The organism is bacterium, from assembly GCA_037131655.1.
Taxonomy (GTDB): Bacteria; Armatimonadota; Fimbriimonadia; order Fimbriimonadales; family JBAXQP01; genus JBAXQP01.
Window position 1 is genome coordinate 1 of sequence record JBAXQP010000439.1, and the last position, 1,796, is coordinate 1,796.

Below are 1,796 nucleotides of genomic sequence, written 5' to 3' on the forward strand. Positions count from 1 at the left end.
GAATTAACCGAAGGTAAAGGGGAACCTGGCGAGGTTTTAGATGTCCATGAAGGGATAACGGTTGCCTGTAAGGGTTGCGCTTTGCGATTATTGGAAGTTCAACCTGAGGGCAAACCCCGGATGCCCGCTTCTTCCTTCACTAATGGCCATCGAGTTAAACAAGGCCAAAGATTTGGAAGTTAACTGAAATGAACAACATTCAAGGATGGATTTTACCAATTCTCTTCGGAGGAGCACTCCTTTTCGCAGTCCCTTATCTCGTCTCCCCTCTTATCAAGCGATCTGGTTTAATGCGCGCTAATTTTAAAGGCGATATTATCCCCACCGCCTTTGGTCTTATCCCGCTTATTATCTGCGTCGGGTTAATCCTGCTTGATATTCTATTTGTGGGTCCAAGATTGTATGGAACCTATTTTCACAGCCTTAACGCCTTTTTGTTTATCGTAATTATATTCGGCTGGCTGGGTTTTGTTGATGACTTATATGGCTCTCATGACGCGCGAGGTTTGAAAGGGCACTTAAAGGCTTTTTTCAATGGACAAGTCACTTCTGGGTTAATCAAAGCAATCGGGGGACTAATTGCTGGCTTTCTCAGTGCCTATTTTATTCTGAACGAGCCGATAGTGCATTCGCTTATTTCAGGACTTCTAATTGCATTGACTGCAAATTTTATCAACCTTCTTGATCTTCGGCCTGGACGCGCTATGGTTCCATTCTGCATTCTTGCCCCTTTAGTTTTTCTCGTGACCATGAAATCTTATGGGTATGAGACTCACGCAATTCTTTATGTCTGGCTAGGTGCGCTCAGGATATTGCTTATGGATGTTCGAGGAAAAGCGATGCTCGGAGACACCGGTTCGAACCTATTAGGGGCTGCGCTTGGGCTTGCAATCGTTCTTTCATCGGGAATTTATGTTCAACTCGGATTAGTGATTGTTCTTCTTTTAGTGCATATATTAACGGAGAAATACTCGATTTCATCGATGATTGAACGCTATTCTGTACTTCATGCCATCGATAGGATGCTCGGAGTTAGGTAGGGCTGGTATGATAAACAGGTATTATTTATCAGCAGTTGAATACATAACCGAGTATAAAAATGAGTGAACAAGAAACGAATTCTAAGCTCCGATCTTACATTCCGTCCGTTCAGATACGTTTTGCTATCCTTCTTTTCGTTGTTGCCGCGCTAGTTTATACCCTCTTTAATTATCAAGACTGGATTACAAGAGAGCGGTCATTTGATACGAAAGGTTGGGTCGTATTTGTATCGGATATATCCGGATTTGATGACATATGGGTTGCCGATAAAGATGGCAAAATCAAGCAATTGACAAATGACGATGCCGAAGATGTAACACCAACTTGGTCACCCACCGGAAACCAAATTATTTTCAGCTCCACACGAGAATCAGCCGCATCGAAAAAAATTGTTTTCCAACTTTACTCTATCAGGCCAGATGGTACGGTTGTCCAGCCATTAACAATCGGAGGTGGAGCAAAGCAGGACCCTCATTTTAGTAAAGATGGGCGCACTGTGTTGCATCTTGCCCAGGGGTTTGTTACTGAAGTGGATATTAAAGACCACCATGCGGCTCAACTGTTACCATCCGCTGAACGTCCTGATATGATAATGAGTTGGCGGGAGCAATTCGGCGAGAGCGTTGGAGTGCGTCATGCCCTTTGGGCGCCAACTAATGAGAATTTAATTCTTGCCCAATTGCCGCCCGCAAAAGGCAATATGTTAATGCTAGCCGATATTAGCGACCCCAACAAACCTTCGCTTGCCTTCATAT

General features: G+C 43.9%; 3 protein-coding genes. All 3 read left to right on the forward strand.

Annotated elements, in window-relative coordinates:
* The coding region (locus WCO51_13395) for a methionyl-tRNA formyltransferase (protein ID MEI6514247.1) at positions 1-183 on the forward strand (183 nt) is incomplete at its 5' end.
* 5 nt (positions 184-188) lie between these two features.
* Positions 189-1,040, forward strand: a complete 852-nt coding sequence (locus tag WCO51_13400; protein MEI6514248.1) for a hypothetical protein — start codon at positions 189-191, stop codon at positions 1,038-1,040.
* A gap of 59 nt (positions 1,041-1,099) precedes the next feature.
* Positions 1,100-1,796: hypothetical protein (locus tag WCO51_13405; GenBank protein ID MEI6514249.1), on the forward strand; the 697-nt coding region annotated here is incomplete at its 3' end.